19 protein-coding genes are annotated in these 17912 nt (G+C 52.6%); 5 read left to right on the forward strand and 14 right to left on the reverse strand.

The annotated features are described in order from the left end of the window. Positions 1-82: 82 nt before the first annotated feature. The 5 genes from KNP64_RS10105 to KNP64_RS10125 form a co-directional block, all read right to left on the reverse strand. Complete coding sequence (locus tag KNP64_RS10105; protein WP_034781089.1) at positions 83-718, reverse strand: response regulator; 636 nt, start codon at positions 716-718, stop codon at positions 83-85. Further along, positions 715-1743 carry a sensor histidine kinase gene (locus KNP64_RS10110; RefSeq protein WP_214793225.1) on the reverse strand — a complete coding sequence of 343 codons (1029 nt, stop codon included), beginning with the start codon at positions 1741-1743 and terminating at the stop codon, positions 715-717. The genes KNP64_RS10105 and KNP64_RS10110 overlap by 4 nt, the downstream gene beginning before the upstream one ends. Beyond that, positions 1740-2432, reverse strand: coding sequence for a cell wall-active antibiotics response protein LiaF (gene liaF / locus KNP64_RS10115; protein WP_034781097.1), 693 nt, complete (start codon positions 2430-2432; stop codon positions 1740-1742). Before liaF ends, KNP64_RS10110 begins: the two co-directional genes overlap by 4 nt. An 86-nt stretch (positions 2433-2518) precedes the next feature. Continuing rightward, complete coding sequence (locus tag KNP64_RS10120) at positions 2519-3190, reverse strand: PspA/IM30 family protein (protein ID WP_138859937.1); 672 nt, start codon at positions 3188-3190, stop codon at positions 2519-2521. Positions 3191-3212: 22 nt separating this feature from the next. Beyond that, the gene (locus KNP64_RS10125; protein ID WP_034781108.1) at positions 3213-3596 is read right to left on the reverse strand and encodes a lmo0954 family membrane protein; all 384 of its coding nucleotides are present in this window, start codon (positions 3594-3596) and stop codon (positions 3213-3215) included. A 245-nt stretch (positions 3597-3841) separates the two neighbouring features. Between KNP64_RS10125 and rsgA the strand changes: the two genes are divergently transcribed. After that, positions 3842-4813 (forward strand): ribosome small subunit-dependent GTPase A, encoded by a 972-nt coding sequence (rsgA, locus tag KNP64_RS10130; RefSeq protein WP_214793222.1) that lies wholly within the window; start codon positions 3842-3844, stop codon positions 4811-4813. 209 nt (positions 4814-5022) lie between these two features. Next, complete coding sequence (locus KNP64_RS10135) at positions 5023-6249, forward strand: NAD(P)-dependent malic enzyme (protein ID WP_214789138.1); 1227 nt, start codon at positions 5023-5025, stop codon at positions 6247-6249. Positions 6250-6288: 39 nt separating this feature from the next. Here the strand turns inward: KNP64_RS10135 and pflA are convergent, their stop codons facing one another. Together pflA and pflB are read right to left on the reverse strand one after the other, a co-directional pair. After that, positions 6289-7005: a pyruvate formate-lyase-activating protein gene (gene pflA / locus KNP64_RS10140; protein ID WP_021067805.1), complete on the reverse strand. Its 717-nt coding sequence runs from the start codon at positions 7003-7005 to the stop codon at positions 6289-6291. Positions 7006-7064: 59 nt separating this feature from the next. Then, complete coding sequence (gene pflB, locus KNP64_RS10145; protein WP_214793219.1) at positions 7065-9311, reverse strand: formate C-acetyltransferase; 2247 nt, start codon at positions 9309-9311, stop codon at positions 7065-7067. A gap of 360 nt (positions 9312-9671) precedes the next feature. Between pflB and KNP64_RS10150 the strand changes: the two genes are divergently transcribed. The 3 genes from KNP64_RS10150 to KNP64_RS10160 are packed head-to-tail and all read left to right on the forward strand — an operon-like array spanning position 9672 to position 11953. Beyond that, on the forward strand, positions 9672-10094 hold the full coding sequence (locus tag KNP64_RS10150; RefSeq protein WP_214754245.1) for a hypothetical protein: 423 nt from the start codon (positions 9672-9674) through the stop codon (positions 10092-10094). Between the two features lie 54 nt (positions 10095-10148). Continuing rightward, a complete protein-coding gene (locus KNP64_RS10155; RefSeq protein WP_214793216.1) occupies positions 10149-11315 on the forward strand; it encodes a DEAD/DEAH box helicase in 1167 nt (388 codons plus the stop codon). Then, positions 11312-11953, forward strand: coding sequence for a hypothetical protein (locus KNP64_RS10160; RefSeq protein ID WP_138859941.1), 642 nt, complete (start codon positions 11312-11314; stop codon positions 11951-11953). The genes KNP64_RS10155 and KNP64_RS10160 overlap by 4 nt, the downstream gene beginning before the upstream one ends. 29 nt (positions 11954-11982) lie before the next feature. On the opposite strand, the gene KNP64_RS10165 is transcribed toward KNP64_RS10160, so the two are convergent. From KNP64_RS10165 to KNP64_RS10195, 7 genes are all read right to left on the reverse strand, one after another. Beyond that, on the reverse strand, positions 11983-13083 hold the full coding sequence (locus KNP64_RS10165) for a hypothetical protein (protein WP_214793213.1): 1101 nt from the start codon (positions 13081-13083) through the stop codon (positions 11983-11985). Between the two features lie 10 nt (positions 13084-13093). Next, entirely contained in the window at positions 13094-13900 is an 807-nt protein-coding gene (locus KNP64_RS10170; protein ID WP_214793210.1) for a hypothetical protein, read from the reverse strand. Beyond that, positions 13897-14577 carry an ABC transporter ATP-binding protein gene (locus tag KNP64_RS10175; RefSeq protein WP_214793207.1) on the reverse strand — a complete coding sequence of 227 codons (681 nt, stop codon included), beginning with the start codon at positions 14575-14577 and terminating at the stop codon, positions 13897-13899. Before KNP64_RS10175 ends, KNP64_RS10170 begins: the two co-directional genes overlap by 4 nt. Further along, entirely contained in the window at positions 14555-14947 is a 393-nt protein-coding gene (locus KNP64_RS10180) for a GntR family transcriptional regulator (protein WP_214793204.1), read from the reverse strand. Before KNP64_RS10180 ends, KNP64_RS10175 begins: the two co-directional genes overlap by 23 nt. A 123-nt stretch (positions 14948-15070) precedes the next feature. Further along, positions 15071-15676, reverse strand: a complete 606-nt coding sequence (locus KNP64_RS10185) for a kinase (protein ID WP_138859946.1) — start codon at positions 15674-15676, stop codon at positions 15071-15073. A 57-nt stretch (positions 15677-15733) separates the two neighbouring features. Continuing rightward, positions 15734-17419, reverse strand: coding sequence for a b(o/a)3-type cytochrome-c oxidase subunit 1 (locus KNP64_RS10190; protein ID WP_034781132.1), 1686 nt, complete (start codon positions 17417-17419; stop codon positions 15734-15736). After that, positions 17420-17890, reverse strand: coding sequence for a cytochrome c oxidase subunit II (locus KNP64_RS10195; RefSeq protein WP_034781134.1), 471 nt, complete (start codon positions 17888-17890; stop codon positions 17420-17422). Positions 17891-17912: the final 22 nt, after the last annotated feature.

The following is a 17912-nucleotide window of genomic DNA, read 5'->3' on the forward strand; positions in this document are numbered from 1 at the left end:
AAGGATCACGCGTCGGCGTGATCCTTGTTTGTCGTGTAGCCATGTATGGACAATTCGAGTGCAGCGCTTGGAAGCACCCTGTTCATCCTTTACTGACGATATTATGTTGAAACGCATAAACGACGGCTTGCGTCCGGTCGTAGACGTCAAGCTTCGTCAGAATGTTGGAGACGTGTGTCTTCACCGTCTTCAACGAGATGTATAGTTCATCGGCGATGACTTGGTTCGATTTCCCTTCCGCCATCAATTGCAAAATCTCACGTTCCCTTGCCGTCAGACTCTCGTGCAACGTCTTTTCCGGATGTCGGAGCCGTTCGAGCATCTTGCCCGTCACTTGGGCGGCCATGACCGGATTGCCGGCTGCCGTTTGACGAATCGCATCGGCGATTTCGTTGGCGTTCGCCGTTTTCAAGACGTAACTCATAGCCCCGGCCTCGATGACCGGATACACTTTCTCGTCATCCAAGAAACTCGTCACGACCAAAATCTTGGCCTCTTTCCAACTCGCCTTGATCCGCTTCGTCGACTCGACCCCATCGACAGGCTCCATCACTAAATCCATCAAGACGACATCGGGCTTCTCGGCGATGGCAAGCTCGGCCCCTGTCGCGCCATCCGATGCTTCTCCGACGACTTCGATGTCAGGCTGCGTCGACAGAAACGCCGAGACGCCGGCCCGCACCATCTCATGGTCATCAATCAATACGACTCGAATCATTCTAACCCCTCCACTTGTTGTTTCACACGCACTTCAATCTGAGTACCGACGCCTGGCACACTGACGAGTCGTAACGTCCCGCCGACCTCAGCCGTCCTCTCTCTTATCGATTGTAAGCCATATGAGACGACTTGTGTATCATCGACATTAAAGCCGATTCCGTCGTCGTTTATTTTTAAGATGACCGTCTGTTGCACGGTCCGCATTTCGATTTCAAGTCGTTTCGCTTTCGCATGGCGAAGCGTGTTGCTGATCGCTTCTTGGACGATGCGGAACAGTTCATTCTCAGTATGTCGCGACAATTCGACTTCTTCGAGGCGCCATACGAGCTCGGTCGATTGTTTGCGTGACAGTTCTTCTAACAGGCGCTCGATTCCCGTCTTGAGCGTCATTCCTTCGAGCTCGACCGGACGGAGTTGCAACAGAAGCGAGCGCATTTCCGCCTGAGCAGTTTGTGCCATCACTTCGACCTGCTCGATTTGTTTGGCCGCCACGTCTGGTTTTGAAGTGATTGTCTGTTTGGCCGCCGTCGTCATCATCGAGATGGCGTACAGTTGCTGACTGACCGAGTCATGGAGTTCACGGGCGACACGGCGCCGTTCTTCGACGACTGCTTCGCTGCGCGCTTCCTCGACACTGACAGGTCGGTCCCCGACCCGTTTGGCCATCTCAATCATTTCCGTGCGTTGCTTAGAAATCCGGGCAATCCGTTCGAGTGTATCTCGATAAGGCGACAATGGACGGAATGTAATCTCTTTTTGATTCTCAAGCTTCCACAAGGCAATCGCTACTTCCCGGAAGTCGCGTCGCAAATAAAAATACGAACCGACCCCGAAGATGCTACCAATCAAGACGGCGATGACGAGGATAGACACACCGAAAGGCAACCCTTCTTCACGTGTGAACAAATCTCGGAGTGAAGTCGAGTCACCTATTAAAAATGCGATCGTGACGAACAGTGCCGTCAGTAGGCTGCTAAATAACTGATGCCAGACGACCGTCCTTGGATACGAATCTTTCTTCATACGGTCATCACCTCGACACTTCCGCTCATGAGCACGATATGGATGCGGACTTTCCGTGTTGCTGCTTGATAATCGTCCGAAGCCGTGTAAAAGCGACGGTTGAACACCGGTGAATAGTTCGACTCATCGACTTGAATCTTGCCGAATCCGATTGATGCATCAATCGAGTAATCGTAGCCGGCCGGAATGAGAATTCGGACGTCCCCGGCGAGTCCGTTCAATAGTAAGAACGTCTCTCCCTCCGGAATGATGGCGCGCGACAAGTCGAGTTCGACGTCACGCAACAAGAAGAATTCATTCGTGTCTTGAAGCACGTAGTGACCGCTCTCTTTCGTCCCGAACGAAAAGGCCTGTTCTTGCCGGATATGTGACTTGAACCGACTCGATTCGAGCGGACGATTCTTGTACAGCCGATAGCCGAACATGAGCAATAAACCTGACAATACAAAACCGAACGCCGCCGACGAGAAGATGAGCCCGACGAGCATGATACCGCCAATCCCGTAAAAGATATAGCTGACCGGCTGATTGCCTTTGCGGCTAAAACGACGCCCGATATACAGCAACAATAGCGGGACGACCATGCTGAAGAGGACGCTGTTACCACCCGTCGCGATATCGATAAATAGTCCAATGGCGAATAGAATGATCATAAAGCCGATGATTTGGCGTGTGTTCCAACGTTCCACATTGCTTCCCCCTCTCTAACAGTATGTAACATGAAGCAAAGAAGCGATGGCCCAACCATTCGCCGGACCATCGCTGAACCGTTGCGTCAGTCTTGTTTGAAACGACGCTCAAGTTCTTTTAGTTTTGCTTCGAAATCATCTTCGTCCGCTGGATCGATCTTCTCTTCAGCGGCCGGTTCTTGTTTCTTCTCTTCTGCTTTTTTCTCTTCTTCCGTAAATGGATGTGTCTTCGACGTCTCTGCCCCGAAGATTTGATCGAGCGCACCTTTCAATAAATCCAGGTTCTCACGCATTGCGAACTCATACCGTTTGTTTTGCATCTCATCGAGTTTCAGTCGCATCTCGAGAGCTCGGCGCTCGAGGGCATCGAGTTCACGTGCTCCTTCGTCGAGGAGACCTTCAAAATAACGATACTGCTCGCCGTAGTGCTTCGACTCGAGAGCTGCCCGTTCGGCGAGCTTGTCTTCGCCTGCTTGTTTGGCGAGTTCCGTCTGCTCGTAACGCTTATCGGCCATCTGCTTGGCATCATCGCGTTTTGTAGCAAGTTCCTCGAGCAATGACTTTTGACGCTCAACGAGACGTTCGACTGACAGCGCCTCTTTTTCAGCACCGCGGATATGGCGGTTCAATTCGGCTTCCCCACTTGAGCGTGGAGCCGAACGTGGCCCCTCTTTATCTTGAAACTTCTTCATCTCTTTCGATAGTTCTTTCGTCAACTCGTTAGCTAAATCACGAAACTGGTCAAATGGTGTTTTCATCTTGATGTCCTCCTTTTGAATCTTAGCGACGGTTTACAAACTTCTGCCACACTTGATCGAACGATTGAAAACTGCTGCGGCTCGCACGCGACCCGTCCGCATTGAAAATCTCGACGTCTTGTTTTTGGTTGGCATACATCATATACCCTTTAAACAATACCCATGCCACCACAATCCCGATCAACGCCCAAATATTCGATAAAATTGTGATGATCCCGATCACGGCAAGCGCGCCGTAACCGATTTTTGCGCCGACATGTGTCACGGCCATGAATCTGACTCCAGCCCACAGTGCTAAGAGCGCCCCCAAACCGAACATGATCATGTTCGGTAAAAAGCCGATTAGAACGAGAACTAAAGAGATCGCGGCCACAATGAACAATACTTGCTTCACCTGGCGATTCATCGATTATCCCTCCTCGTTAAGTACACTCTTATCATAATACGTTATTTTCAATAGTGCGACGAGCGGAAGGCTTGTTTTCCCTCGGTCTGTAGACTGAGATGATAGCGTTCTCAAATCGTGTGCTATACTAGATGCATCGAACAACAGAAAGGATGATGTTTTATGAGCACCGTACAATTCGCAGTACACACTTTGTCAGCCAACAGGAGGGAGACTGTCCTCCACAACTAAAAGGAGGATTCTATTTGAATCAAACAACGACAACGGGACGTGTCACGGCACAGTTCCAACATATGTATACCATCACGACTGAAAGTGCGAACTATACGTGCAGTGTCACCGGGAAATTCCGACATGAGGCCGAAAGTGAGCGCGACTATCCGGTCATCGGCGACTTCGTCGAGTTCACCGTTCGTGAGCATGGTCAAGGCGTGATTCGACGTCTCCTTGAGCGGCGCACTGTCCTGTCACGGGCAGCTGCCGGCAACGAGACGCGCGAACAATTGATCTGCGCGAACGTCGATTTTATCTTGATCACGATGGCGTGCGGGCATGATTTCAACCTGCGCCGGCTCGAGCGCTATTCGCTCGCCGCGTGGGAAACCGGAGCCACACCGCTCATCATCTTGACGAAATCGGACCAAGTCGACAACGCCGAGGCGCTCGTCGATGAGCTCGCTTTGACGGTTCCGGGGGTCGATGTCTTCCCTGTCAGTTCACTCACAGGCGACGGCGTCGAGGCGTTGCGAGCCGCACTGCCAAGCGAAAGCACGATCGTACTCGTCGGTTCGTCCGGCGTCGGGAAATCGTCACTGACGAACGCGCTTGCCGGTGAGACCGTCGCCGAGACACAAGCCGTACGCGAGAGCGATGAACGCGGCAAGCACACGACGACACATCGTGAACTGTTCCGGATTGACAATTTGTTCGTCATCGACACCCCGGGCATGCGTGAGTTCGGACTTTGGGACGGGGCCGATCACCTCGACGACACGTTTCGGGATATCGAGGCACTCGCCGAGACGTGTCGGTTCCGGGACTGTTCGCACAGCACCGAACCGGGCTGTGCCGTCCGATCCGCCATCAAAAACGGTATACTCGATGCGAAACGCTGTCAGAGCTTCGTCAAGCTCGAGCGCGAGCTCCGCTACGCGGAAAAACGGCAAACAGAGGCGGCACGTCTCGCTGAGAAGAAGAAACGAAAAACGAAAGCTTAATCTAAGAGAGGAGTCACAGAAAAACTGTGGCTCCTTTTTCGACCTTCCTGCCCTAGCACCAAGTCTTATCACCAATCCGACATTTGTGAACAATCGTTCAGAAATAGTTCGCATAAATGCAGGCAAAACCCTCGAAAGAAAGCGGTTTCTCCGCTACAATGGATTCGTATTCGCACAGATGAAAATCGCTAGCACACAGGGAGAGACTTATGAAAACATTGAACGAACGCGCACTTGAGATGCACGCCATGCACCACGGGAAATTGGAAACGACACCGAAAGTCGACGTCGACACGAAAGAAGCGCTCAGCCTCGCCTACTCACCGGGTGTCGCCGAACCGTCCCGTCGCATCGCTGAAGATAAAGAATTGTCTTACGATTATACCCTCCGTGCCAACACGGTCGCCGTCGTCTCGGACGGAAGTGCCGTCCTCGGCCTCGGCAATATCGGTCCAGAGGCCGCGCTCCCGGTCATGGAAGGGAAAGCCGTCTTGTTCAAAAGCTTTGCCGGGGTCGATGCGTTCCCCATCTGTCTCGACACGCATAACGTCGACGAGATCGTCCGGACGGTCGAATTACTTGCGCCGACATTCGGTGCCGTTAACTTAGAAGACATCAAGGCGCCCGAATGTTTCGAGATCGAGGCGCGCCTGAAACAGACGCTCCCGATTCCCGTCTTCCATGACGACCAACACGGGACGGCCATCGTTGTCCTAGCAGGTCTCGTCAACGCACTGCGACTCGTCGACAAGACGATGCCTGAACTTCGGGTCGTCATGAACGGTGCCGGGGCTGCCGGCATCGCCATCGCGAAACTGTTGAAGCGTTTCGGCGTCGAAGACCTCGTCATCTGTGACACGAAAGGCGCAATTTACGAAGGACGCGTCGAAGGGATGAACCCGTTCAAAGATCAAATCGCCAAAGCGACAAACCGGAAGCAACATGAAGGGACGCTCGCCGATGTGCTTCAAGGTGCCGATGTCTTCATCGGCGTCTCGGCGGCCGGTGCCGTCACCGAAGAGATGGTTCGTTCGATGGCTGTCGACCCGGTCATCTTCGCACTCGCGAACCCGATTCCGGAGATCATGCCGGACCTCGCGACAAAAGCCGGGGCGCGTGTCGTCGCGACCGGTCGTTCCGACTTCGCCAACCAAGTGAACAACGTCCTCGCCTTCCCTGGTATTTTCCGCGGGGCGCTTGACGTTCGCGCCACCGAGATCAACGAAGAGATGAAGGAAGCGGCGGTCCACGCGATTGCCGATTTATTGACCGAAGAAGATTTGGCGAACGGTGTCGTCATCCCAAGCCCATTCGATGAACGAATCGCACCGGCCGTGGCGGTCGCGGTTGCCAAAGCCGCCGTCGAGACCGGCGTCGCCAAGCGCCCACTCGATGAGGCCGCCATCCGTCAGCACGTCAGTCAAAAACATTTGTAATCTAAAAACTGCGCAGACCATGACGGTCTGCGCAGTTTTTTAAACGGTTCCTTGTAAGATCCCTTCCGCCCATTCGACTTCTTCCGTCGTCGGGGGTTTAATCCCTTTGAGCGGATAGTCGAGACCGAGTGCCTCCCATTTATAGACACCCATCTCATGGTACGGCAAAATTTCGACTTTCTCGACGTGGTCGAGCTTTTGAATGAACGCGGCCGTGCGGCGGAGCGCTCCTTCATCAAGTGTCCATTCTGGGACGAGGACGTGGCGAATCCACATTTTCGTTCCGCGCTCGGATAAATGTTCAGCAAGCGCGAGCGTGTTGACGTTGCTCCGTCCCGTCAGTTTCTTACACATGTCATCGTCGATATGTTTGATATCGAGTAAGACGAGATCCGTATGATCTAAGATGGCGTCCAGGTTAGGGGGACGAAGTGCACCCGACGTGTCGAGTGTCGTGTGGAGCCCGTGTTTCTTCGCTTCACGCAAGAGCGCTTCTAAAAACTCTGGCTGCGCGAGCGGGTCGCCCCCTGAAATCGTGATACCGCCTTTTGATGCTTCCATGAACGGACGATAGCTGAGCGCTTCTTGAATGACGTCCTCGGCCGAACGATGGTTATTCTTTTTGAAATCCCACGTGTCAGCGTTGTGGCAATACAAGCAACGAAGCGCACAACCTTGTAAAAAGACGATAAAACGAATTCCCGGGCCGTCAACGGTTCCAAACGATTCGACCGAGTGTACATATCCCATTGTCATCGAAATGACCTCCTAACGAATGAGCGGCCTTCAGAAGAAGGCCGCCAAGCCTTGATTACTTACAATGAACCGTGGAACGTCCGGTTGATGACGTCGATTTGTTGCTCGCGTGTCAACTTGATGAAGTTGACGGCGTATCCAGAGACACGGATCGTGAGCTGTGGATATTCTTCCGGATGCTCCATCGCATCGAGCAACGTCTCACGGTTGAAGACGTTGACGTTCAAGTGATGTCCTTTATGCTCGCCACCCATGTAACCGTCAAGGAGTGCCGCCAAGTTGAGTTCGCGGGCCACTTCTTCTTTGCCGAGCGCTTTCGGTACGATTGAGAACGTGTATGAGATTCCGTCTTGCGCGTGCTCGAACGGGAGCTTCGCGACAGATGAGAGCGAAGCGGCAGCACCTTTCGTATCGCGACCATGCATTGGGTTCGCACCTGGGGCGAACGGTTCGCCGGCACGGCGTCCGTCCGGTGTGTTCCCTGTTTTCTTGCCGTAGACGACGTTTGATGTGATCGTCAAGACCGATTGCGTATGGAGCGCGTCGCGGTATGTTTTATGCTTACGCACTTTTTCCATGAACGACTCAACGAGTTCGACGGCGATTGAATCGACACGTTCATCGTTGTTTCCGAATTTAGGGAAGTCGCCTTCTGTCTCGAAGTCGACAGCAATGCCTTGCTCGTTTCGGACCGGTTTCACGGTCGCATATTTGATGGCTGACAGACTATCTGCTGTGACCGAGAGACCGGCGATTCCGCATGCCATCGTCCGTAGGATTTCTGGGTCATGAAGTGCCATCTCGATCCGTTCGTACGCATATTTATCGTGCATGAAGTGGATGACGTTGAGCGTGTTGACGTAGAGCTCGGCGAGCCAATCGAGCGTCCGATCGAAGTCGGCATACACTTTGTCGTACGTGAGCACGTCTTCGGTGTTCATCTCCCAAACCGGTGCGATTTGGTCGCCGCTCTTCTCATCGCGGCCTCCGTTCATGCTGTAAAGGAGTGCTTTTGCCATGTTGGCGCGGGCACCGAAGAACTGCATCTGTTTCCCGATCTTCATCGGTGACACACAGCAGGCGATGCCGTAGTCGTCGCCAAACTCTGGAAGCATGAGGTCGTCGTTCTCATATTGGATGGCGGACGTCTCAATCGACATCTTCGCGCAATATTGTTTAAATCCTTCTGGCAATTTCGTCGACCAAAGCACCGTCAAGTTCGGTTCTGGTGCTGGCCCGAGGTTTGAGAGTGAATGCAAGAAGCGGAATGAGCTCTTCGTCACGTTCGAGCGACCATCCTCACTCATCCCACCGATTGACTCGGTCACCCACGTTGGGTCACCCGAGAACAATTCGTTGTAGTCAGGCGTGCGCAAGAATTTGACGATCCGGAGCTTCATGATGAAGTGGTCGACGATTTCTTGAACGTCTGACTCGGTCAAACGACCTGCTTCGATATCACGTTCTGCGTAAACATCGAGGAATGTCGAGACACGTCCAAGTGACATCGCGGCGCCGTTCTGTTCTTTGACGGCTGCGAGATATGCAAGGTATACCCATTGGTACGCCTCTTGTGTATTTTCCGCCGGACGGCCGAGGTCAAACCCGTACGCCGCACCGAGTTGTTTCAACTCTTGGAGGGCCCGGAGCTGCTCAGACATTTCTTCCCGTGTCCGAATATCTGACTCTGATAAGAAACCGCCACGGTTCGCCAAGTCTTTTTTACGTTCTGCAATCAAGAAATCTAACCCGTACAAGGCAACACGACGGTAGTCGCCGATAATCCGTCCTCGGCCGTAAGCGTCAGGAAGACCTGTGATGATCCCTGACTTCCGCGCCGCCCGCATCTCAGGTGTATACGCATCGAAGACACCTTGGTTATGCGTTTTGCGAATTTCCGAATAAATCTTTGTGATTTCAGGGTTCGGCTCGAAACCGTATGACTCAAGGGCAGCGTCGACCATCCGGATCCCGCCGTTTGGATGAATCGAACGTTTGAACGGCTCGTCCGTTTGAACGCCGACCACTTTCTCGAGCTCTTTGTTTAAGTATCCCGGTCCGTGCGAGACGATGGTCGATGGGTTGTTTTGATCGACCGCCCAAACACCACCGCGTTCCCGCTCTTCTTTCGTCAATTCCATCACTTGTGCCCAAAGACGGTTCGTCGCATCGGTCGGTCCGACGAGGAAACGATCGTCCCCTGTGTATTCGTGTCGGTTCAAACGGATAAACTCACCGACGTTCACTTCGTTCGTCCACTGCCCAGGTACAAATCCTGACCAGGCTGATTTAATTTCGGTTGCCATTGTGGGTCACTCCTCATAGTTGAGATAACTGCGTGCTTTCTATAAGTTGAGTGTACGTGAAAACGTGAACATTTTGTTTTACATTCTTGTGAAAGTTGTAACAATCTCATGAACGTTGGCATAAAGCCGTTTTTGTAAGCGCTTTAAATACTGTTATAATGCAAACACCCTTCTTTCTGAAACAGATAAGTCTTGTTACGGCACGATTCAACTCATTTCTGTATCATTTCAGATGGGATGTGACGATTTATACAGTTTTCGTAGTGATGTACCTCACACCTCGGGGATAGAACTTGAATTTTTGCCTTATATCGGACACAATGAAGGCAGAACATTGTAGAAGAGGAAGGGGTTCTTCCCATGACGTACGAATTATTGACAGCCGCTCACGATTTAAAGACCGGTGACCGCATCTCTCTTAAAGTAGAGGAAAACGGTGAACAACGTGACGGATTCATCACAGAATTTGAAGACGCAGGTTTTTGGATTCGGTTTGACGACGACATCGAAAACGAGGATTTCATCGACTACCGCGATAACTTGCTCGTTGCTCTCATCTCGCGCCCGATTGACGTGGCAGCGACGTATCCAGAGCTCGCTTCATACGAACGGTTGACGAAAGAATTGCAGTATCGTGTGTATCAAGGCTTCACCGTCGAAGGCGTCGAGGCGGCGGCTGACCAAATCGATGTTCACATCAAACTCATCGAGGACGGACAGACGTTCACACAGACACTCCGTTCTTCATTCGACCAAGATACTGAACATGTTCGCTATATCTAAGACAGGGAGCGCTTAAGCTTCCTTTGTTTTTGCCCCACGATAAGGAGAATTGATATGAACTTTACAAAACCATTTATTAACGAAGCCTGGGATCGCCTTGGCTTTACTGAACCAATGCCGGTCCAAGCCGAAGCCTTCCCGCTTCTTCTTGACGGAAAAGACGTCACGATCGAAGCGCCGACAGGTACCGGGAAGACGCTTGCTTACTTATTACCCGCCATCGAAAAAATCGATGCGTCGAACGACCGTATCCAAGTCGTCATCGTCGCGCCGACGCGTGAACTCGTCATGCAGATTCAAACGGTCGCGCAACGCTTCACCGAGAAAGGTGACGTCCGCATCGCTTCGTTCATCGGTGGCGTCGAGTTGAAACGTCAAATCGACCGGTTGAAGAAAAAACCACATTTGATCGTCGGGACACCGGGCCGACTCGTCGAACTCATTGAGAAGAAAAAATTGAAACTTCACGAGACGCATACAATCGTCCTCGACGAAGCCGATCAAATCATCGATAGCGGTTTGACAGAATCTGCCGAACGGATCATCAAACATACGGCGCATGAACATCAAATCGCCCTCGTCTCGGCGACACTCACAGACACGCTTCAAGCTTGGGCTGCCCCATTCTTGAACGAACCGGCCCACGTGAAAATCGAGCGGGCGGTAAGCGCACAAGTCACCTATGGCTTCATGTTGACGACGCGCCGGTATAAACCAGAGTTGCTCCGCCGCCTGTCTCACGTCGACAACGTCAAAGCGCTCGCGTTCATCAACAACCGGTCGTTCTTGCCACCGTTGAAAGGTGAGCTCGACAAGATGAAAGTGAACTATCGCATGCTCGACAGCTTGAAAGGAAAGCGCGAACGTGTCGAAACACTTCGTGAGTTCCGGAAGGGTGACTACCCGCTCCTCATCACGACTGGCCTCGCAGCCCGTGGTCTCGATATCGAGGAAGTGACGCACGTCGTCCACTTCGACTTGCCAGAATCAATCGATGACTTTATTCACCGCTCAGGCCGGACGGCACGCGGGAATGCGGCCGGGACCGTGCTCTCGCTCGTGACAGATGAGGATTTGACACATTTGAAATCGTTCGCCCGTCAACTCGGCGTTGAATTGAAAGAACTCGAGATTTACCGTGGCGACGTCATCGAGAAGCGAATCGAGGATAAACCGCCGGTCGTCAAGCGTCCTGTGAATAAACGAGGACCACGCCGATGAAAAAAGACCGGAAAGTAATTCCATTCCCTTTGCTCGTAGAAGAGTCCGAATTGCTGGCCGAGCTGAAAAAAATGTATGAGCAGGCCGCGCTCGCGCGCAGCACGCAATGGACGAACTATATACAAGAGATCGCCTCGGAAGGCACGTGGCACTTGAAAGACGCGGAGTTGTTCCGCGACTTGTTCATCGATTGGGCCGTCTTCTTCGAGACGGACGAAGACGGGATGACGCCGCATGGTCGGTACTTGGCGGATCACAAAACCGAGATGTCCCCCGCCCTCTATCACGCGCTTCGGGGCTTGGCGGTCCCGCGCTGCTCGGTCTTCGAAGTGACCGAGGACGGTTTACGCGATTGGGAGACGAAAGAAATCTACAAAGTGACGCTTCCGGAGGCTCGTGAACCGGGCGATGTGATGCTCGGCAAACTGCTCGATATCCGCGGCAACTGGCGGTTCGGATCGGCGTTCCTCGCCCTCCCGGCGAAGATGGCCGGTAACGTATCGGACCTGTATATCGATTTCACCGACGAGGTCGGTCCAGGTGCGTTCCTCGACCAGTTCCCGGAGTTCTGTGCGGAACTGATCGACATGTTGCTTGATTTAGAAGAAGGGATTATCATCCCGAAACCATCAAAATAAGCGAGAGGCGGGCGCCTCTCGCTTATTTTTTATTCCACGTAATATTCTGTGTTGGTCACCAATGCTTTCGCCTCGTCGTTCGTCGCTTTCACCGTGGCGCTCGAGACGGCTTTTCCATCTCGATAGACGTCGATGACGGCCCCGTCTTTCGTCGGGCGCGCGTGATACAGGTGGTCACCGACGTATGACGTCGTGCCGACCGAACCATCGATGACTTGACGCGTCGATTGCTTCCCGGTCTTCAAATCGACGACCAGTTCGGTCCCGTCTTCCTGCAAGGCGATCAATCGATCCTCATAGACGGTCGCATTCCACATGTCTCCGTCCGGCGTCAATTCAATCACTTGCTTCGTATCCACATCGTATGCGTAAACCCCAATTTTGTCCTGCTCGCTAACATATGATTCTCCTCCTTCGGTGACGGTCGTCTGTTCGGTCATGCCAACCGGGATGAATCGATTGTCAGCGGCAATCGTCGCCATATAAGGACGAAATGCCCAGGAAGTTCCTCTTACAGTCGAAATCGCCTCGTCTCCTAGCTCCAAGCTTTCCATCGTGATCTGTTTCGCATCTTCATCGAACCTGGCGATTTTCGTTTCTGATTTTGTCCCGTATCCGTTGCGATAGATGACGTGTATGTCACCTTCATGGACAAACAGACCCGCCCAAAGGCCATTCATGATTTCCGTCGAACCGTTGACGTCTTTCCCGAAAACGTGTTTGGTCACGTCCTGTCCGTCAAAACGGAACACTGCAATCTCTTTGTTGCCATTCTGTCCGACCCCGATATAGCCGTCAGGCGTCCGGATCGACTGCACGAACGTCAGACCAGAGAGCTGTCGATAAAATCCGCGCACGGACGCATCGACCTCGTCGTCATACGCCAACGCCTGTTCGATGTAACTCGAATTGGTCGTCACACGACTTCCATCGGTCGTCAACTCGAAACGTTCATTGCCGCCTTCCTCTGTCTGGTAATAGACGCTCACCGTCTGCTCTTCCCAAATCTCCGGATTCGACGTGACGGCCAACTCCCACTCGGCTTTCGTCTCCCGCATATCGACAGCAAACGTCCCGAGGCCAATGACGACAACCGCGCCGAGCGCGGCCACATTCCACATTCGTTTCATACGTTCCACCTCACACACTTAGTTTCTTCGTCAAATAGCGACGACCAATCCATATCGTCGCTATCATCCATGCCACTAACCCGATGCCGATCACAAGCATCAACTCGTCCATGAACAACCGGTTTTCTAGAAAATAGAATGCCAACATAGGAACGAGAAGCAGCGTCCCGAGCATGACGAGCGCAAGGATCGGCGCCCATAACGTCCGTTGCCATAGACTCCGTTCTATCAACACGAACGCAAAGATGAACAAGATGACGAGCACAATCAGCACTTGATGAATTAGAAAATTGACGAATGAGGCGGGATACATGACGGAGAGCGCCCCATCGAAGCGAATCGCCTGTTCGAACGTACCGCTCACGGGAACCATCTGGGAATCGAACCAGCCGGTGAACGCTATGTATTGAAGTTTGAGCGCAATCCATTGGACCGATAAGAGGCCGAGCACCATCAACATCATCGTCGCGAGCTTCGCTCCGAAGACGAGCATCCGTTGTTGCGGCATGAGCAACAGCCGCATCATGAACGTCCCGCGGCCTTGGAAGTCACGATACCAAATCCAAAAACTGAAGAATACCATCGCCGTGACAGCAACCCCAATCGACAAGATGAACGGTGTCCCTCCGAGATAATTGGCGAACGTCAAGATATAATCCGGTGTCCCGGTGCGACGCATCTCTTCATACATGTTCGTCTCGCTCCATAAGAAGATACCGAGCCATGCGAACTGCGTGACGACGAGCAATGTGATTAAGATGAGATACGGTTTCGTCATCCGCTCGACTTCCCATCCGAGTAGTTTCAATAGATTCATGCGCCATACTCCTCTCTCATGACGTCGACGATCGACTTCCCATGAATGAAGCGGACGTCCTCGACGTCGAACTCACGGACGATTCGACCGTTGTTCAACATGACGGCCTTATCGACCAAATATTCGATGTCTTCAATCTCATGCGTCGTAATCAAGACGCCGCGGTCTTCCATGATGTCACTCGAGAACAACTCGACGATTTGTTCTTTCGAGAATACGTCGATGCCCGAGAACGGTTCGTCGAGCAATAAATAGTCCGGGTCTTGGGCGATGCCGAGCGCCAAATTCACTTTCGCGAGCGTCCCTTTTGAGAGTTCATTCAACTTGTCCTCGGGGAACAGCTTGAACTCATCGACAAGACGGGCAAACAATTTCGGGTCGAACTTTGGATAAAAGTCGCGCATGAACGCCTCGCACTGTTCAATGGTGAAATGGATGGGGAACGTCGAATGATCCGGTACGAACGCGACACGATTCAAGTCGAGCGGTTTGCCGTCGACGAGCACCGTACCTTGGTCGAACGGCGTCAGTCCCATGATCCCTTTGAGAATGGTCGACTTCCCGGTCCCATTCAAGCCGATCAGGCACGTGATTTCTCCTTTTTGGGCCGTGAACGACACGTCTTCGATAACTTGTTTTCTCCGGTAACGTTTTTTAACTCCCAATACTTCGATCATCGAGATTCCCCTCCCCGTATTGCCGTTTGATTTTATCGACGAGCTCATCCATCGTGACGTCGAGTTCTTGAATCGATTCGACGAAGACGGCGACCGCCTCATCGACGAGTTCCGTCCGGATGCGTTTCAATACATGGTCATCGGTCGTCACGCGGCTCGGACGGTTCCGTTCGGTCGTAATCAATTGTTGTTCCTCCATTTCCTTGAACGCCTTTTGGACGGTGTTCGGATTGATTTTCAGTTCGGTCGCGAGCTCGCGTCGCGACGGCATCTCTTCGCCCGCCTGCAGTTCACCAAGCGCCATCTTCTTTTTGAAGTAATCGACGACTTGAATGTAGACCGGGGCTCTCGTGTTGAATTGTATGATCATGTTGTCACCTCTCTAAGTGTATGATGCGACTAATACACTATCTAACTGTATTATCACCATAGTACACTAACGGAGTCAACAGTTTTTTCCAAAACAAAAACGCATCCCCTATAAATGGATGCGTCAACTGGATTGAACGATGTGATTGGCTTTGGCTTTCGGGTTGACCGTCTTCAAATAATGCACTTCTCCGGGCCAGTACCGGCGCTCGTACTTGGCAATCCGCTCCGACAACTCGCCGATATACGTATCCCGATTCAAGACCCGTTCATACCGGACCTCCCGCGGACAGTCGAGATAGACGACGTAGTCAAAATAAGGGCGCCACTCGTCCCGCAATAAGAAAATTCCTTCGATCAAGACAAGTGCGTTCGGAGCAATCTCGATCGTTCGCATGACGATTTCGTCCCGGTCGCGCGCATAGTATGGTAACGTCAGCGTTGTCTCCCCTTGCCGCAACGGTTCGAACAACGTCTGGACAAGTAAGTCGACGTCCCATTGGAGCGCATAATATTCCATCGCTTCCGATTGTCCCGTCCCGTAACGCCGATGCCGCTCGACGATAAAATCATCGATATGTAGCATCATTTCCTTCGGTGAGGTCCCGCGCAGTTGATCAACAAGCGTCGTCTTCCCAGCTCCGCTCAATCCGTCGATGGCGACGATGAACGGCCGGCCTTGCGGATACTTGGCGTGTTCTCGACGAATGATTTCCCGTAAAGTGTCCATCCCCTCATCCCCTTCCTACAAAAAAAGTCAGCCCTAAACTACAGGGCTGACTTCAGTTTACCAGAGCACCCAGCCTTTCGCTCCCGGTGGCGCACTCTCAATCAAGTGCCAAATCGGGACCGTATAAGCGAACGCAATCAAGACGAACGTGACGGTGATCCATAGTTTCCAGTTTTCAAAGAAACGAGGCGTCTCCATCGCTGCCTCTTCCGTCTCAGCGAGCGGGAATTCTTCCTCCCCTTTCGGCGCGAGGAACGACAAGTTGAACATTGAGTAAACGAAGATGAGGACCGAGATCAAGAGGATCGTCCCGCCAATCGCCATGGCGATGTGGTATGGAATCCATTCGCGCGTAAGCGCATCCGAGAAGTACGTTGCCGGTCCGGTCCGACGCGGGTTGCCTTGGAGTCCTGAGATATGCATTGCGTAAGACATGATTGACATCCCAAACGCCCACGTTCCCGTTTGAATCAATCCGAGTCGGTTCATCTTTTTCGTGAGTGTACGACCGCGCAATACCGGTACGAGCCAATATGCCGTTCCGAAGAACGTCAAGGCGACGGCCGTCCCGACTGTGATATGGAAGTGACCTGTGACCCAAAGTGTGTTGTGGACCATCGCGTTCAATTGGTGCGATGCGTTGATGATCCCGCCGGCTCCGGCTGGAATGAAGAACAACATGCCGACGAACGGCGCGAGGAAACGGACATCCCCATATGGCATTTTCTTGACCCAACCGAATAACCCGCGGGCACCGAGTGCGCGACCACGCAGCTCGAACGTCGCAAACAGCGAGAACGCCGTCATAAACGACGGGATAACGACGAGGAACGTCAAGATGACTTGAACGAACTTCCAGAACGGCTCAATCCCCGGCTCTGTCAACTGGTGGTGGAAACCGACCGGGAACGAGAACAAGAGGAACAATAGGAACGCCATCCGGGCGAGCGCATCCGAGAAGATTTTCCCGCCGATGACTTTCGGCACGACCGTATACCAGACGATATAGGCCGGCATGAGCCAGAAATAGACGAGGGGGTGACCGAAGTACCAGAACAACGTCCGTGATAACTCAATCCCGACCGTATCTTTCCATCCGAGCGAGAGCGGTAGCAGCTGGAACAGAATCGTTCCGGCCACACCGAGCGTCGCGATGACCCACAATAGCATCGTCATGACACTCATATACGCCGGAAGCGGCGGGTGAATACCTGGGTTCTCCCGTTTGTAGTCCGCATACATCCGGAACATGGCGAACGCAGACAACCATGTGCCGACGACGAACAAGACGAGGCCGATATAGAAGATCGGGTCGGCCATGAGTGGCGCGTAAAACGTATACAACACAGTCGCTTTATTGGCGAGCACCATGATCGTGACGAGCACGGCACCGGCGATGATCATCCAAAATCCGAGCCACGCGACCCGGGTCGGGAACGACTCAAAACGTCCGAACGACTTAGCGAGGAGCGCGTAAAGAAGACCGATGATGAACATTGTCGTGAAGACGAGACCGAGCATGATGCCGTGCGCGGTCAAGAGTTGATAATAACCGAACACTTCCGGGATGACGCCCGTTCGGATGAGCGTCTGCATGAGTCCTGCCAAACCGCCGATTAAGACGGCGAGGACCGAAATGACGACATGGGCATAGGCGAGGCGCGCTTCTTTAACACCGATACTTGGTACCGGTACGCCGCGTTCCATTTCCCACTGTTTTAATTTTGAGGCTACGTCATTCATTTAGTCCACCACCTTAATTTTTGTCGACATCATGTGATGTCCGGTTCCACAGTATTCGTTACATAGAATCAAGAATTCGCCTGCTTCTTCGAACGTATACGTGAGCGAGTTGATGTGACCTGGCACGACCATCATATTGACCGGTGTCCCTGTCAATTGGAACCCGTGGACGACGTCCGGTGACGTGACGAGAAACGTGACTTTCGCCCCTTTTGGGATTTCCACATTGCCCGGTGTGAATGTGAACGCTTGGGCGACCATGACGAGCTCATACTCGTTGTCACCGATTTTATGAAGCCCTGGTTTGTCGAACGGTGCAGTTTGATGCACTTTTGCCGGGTCGATCAAATCGGCGTCCGAAGCCGGCTGATTCCCTGCCGCAAACGCAGAGATACCGAGCACTGTCAAAAAGACGCCTAATAGAATAATGCCGAATACTAACCAATACTTCTCAAGTTTATGAATATGCATCGTGCTTCCCTCCTCTTGCTCG

It is taken from the genome of Exiguobacterium sp. s64 (assembly GCF_018618035.1).
GTDB lineage: Bacteria > Bacillota > Bacilli > Exiguobacteriales > Exiguobacteriaceae > Exiguobacterium > Exiguobacterium mexicanum_A.

What these genes read in the sequence shown, in the direction of transcription:
- KNP64_RS10170 (WP_214793210.1), bottom strand. Translation starts at nt 13,900, where the DNA reads ATGAATCTATTGAAACTACTCGGATGGGAAGTCGAGCGGATGACGAAA.
- KNP64_RS10105 (WP_034781089.1), bottom strand. Translation starts at nt 718, where the DNA reads ATGATTCGAGTCGTATTGATTGATGACCATGAGATGGTGCGGGCCGGC.
- KNP64_RS10175 (WP_214793207.1), bottom strand. Translation starts at nt 14,577, where the DNA reads ATGATCGAAGTATTGGGAGTTAAAAAACGTTACCGGAGAAAACAAGTT.
- KNP64_RS10190 (WP_034781132.1), bottom strand. Translation starts at nt 17,419, where the DNA reads ATGAATGACGTAGCCTCAAAATTAAAACAGTGGGAAATGGAACGCGGC.
- KNP64_RS10165 (WP_214793213.1), bottom strand. Translation starts at nt 13,083, where the DNA reads ATGAAACGAATGTGGAATGTGGCCGCGCTCGGCGCGGTTGTCGTCATT.
- KNP64_RS10160 (WP_138859941.1), top strand. Translation starts at nt 11,312, where the DNA reads ATGAAAAAAGACCGGAAAGTAATTCCATTCCCTTTGCTCGTAGAAGAG.
- KNP64_RS10155 (WP_214793216.1), top strand. Translation starts at nt 10,149, where the DNA reads ATGAACTTTACAAAACCATTTATTAACGAAGCCTGGGATCGCCTTGGC.
- KNP64_RS10150 (WP_214754245.1), top strand. Translation starts at nt 9,672, where the DNA reads ATGACGTACGAATTATTGACAGCCGCTCACGATTTAAAGACCGGTGAC.
- KNP64_RS10135 (WP_214789138.1), top strand. Translation starts at nt 5,023, where the DNA reads ATGAAAACATTGAACGAACGCGCACTTGAGATGCACGCCATGCACCAC.
- KNP64_RS10195 (WP_034781134.1), bottom strand. Translation starts at nt 17,890, where the DNA reads ATGCATATTCATAAACTTGAGAAGTATTGGTTAGTATTCGGCATTATT.
- pflA (WP_021067805.1), bottom strand. Translation starts at nt 7,005, where the DNA reads ATGACAATGGGATATGTACACTCGGTCGAATCGTTTGGAACCGTTGAC.
- KNP64_RS10110 (WP_214793225.1), bottom strand. Translation starts at nt 1,743, where the DNA reads ATGAAGAAAGATTCGTATCCAAGGACGGTCGTCTGGCATCAGTTATTT.
- pflB (WP_214793219.1), bottom strand. Translation starts at nt 9,311, where the DNA reads ATGGCAACCGAAATTAAATCAGCCTGGTCAGGATTTGTACCTGGGCAG.
- KNP64_RS10125 (WP_034781108.1), bottom strand. Translation starts at nt 3,596, where the DNA reads ATGAATCGCCAGGTGAAGCAAGTATTGTTCATTGTGGCCGCGATCTCT.
- KNP64_RS10120 (WP_138859937.1), bottom strand. Translation starts at nt 3,190, where the DNA reads ATGAAAACACCATTTGACCAGTTTCGTGATTTAGCTAACGAGTTGACG.
- KNP64_RS10185 (WP_138859946.1), bottom strand. Translation starts at nt 15,676, where the DNA reads ATGGACACTTTACGGGAAATCATTCGTCGAGAACACGCCAAGTATCCG.
- KNP64_RS10180 (WP_214793204.1), bottom strand. Translation starts at nt 14,947, where the DNA reads ATGATCATACAATTCAACACGAGAGCCCCGGTCTACATTCAAGTCGTC.